Below are 432 nucleotides of genomic sequence, written 5' to 3'. Positions count from 1 at the left end.
CCGGGACCGCGGTGAGCCGCGGGGGTGCGACCGTGAGCAGGTCGCGCGCCTCGTCGGCGCCGACCGCGGGGTCGAGCCACGCCGACCACGCGTCGCGCGGCAGGATCACCGGTTGGCGGTCGTGGATCGGGGCCATCGCCTCGGTCGCGGGCCGCGTCACGACCGTGACGGTGACGAGCCAGCGGTCGGGCGCGTCGTCCGCCTTGCTCGGGTCCCGCCAGAACTCGTAGAGCCCCGCGAGCGCCGCGAGGTCGTCGTCGGCCGGGTGGATCCAGAACGGCTGCTTCGGGGCCCGGCGCGAGCGGGGAGCCCCGGCGGGCGCGTCCGGCGGGGCCTGCCACTCGTAGTAGCCGTCGGCCGGGAGCAGCGCGCGGCGCGCGGCGAACGCGCGCGCGAACGCGGGCCTGTCGGCGACGGTCTCGACGCGCGCGT

1 protein-coding gene is annotated in these 432 nt (G+C 78.5%); it reads right to left on the bottom strand.

Annotated elements, in window-relative coordinates; genetic code table 11:
- Positions 1-432 (bottom strand): SOS response-associated peptidase (locus G3I71_RS48040; protein ID WP_164325269.1); only part of this gene is annotated, 432 nt, incomplete at both ends.

Source organism: Streptomyces sp. SID12501 (assembly GCF_010550245.1).
Classification (GTDB): Bacteria; Actinomycetota; Actinomycetes; order Streptomycetales; family Streptomycetaceae; genus Streptomyces.
Note: the sequence above shows the minus strand (reverse complement) of the source record. Positions and strands in the feature narration are given on the sequence as shown.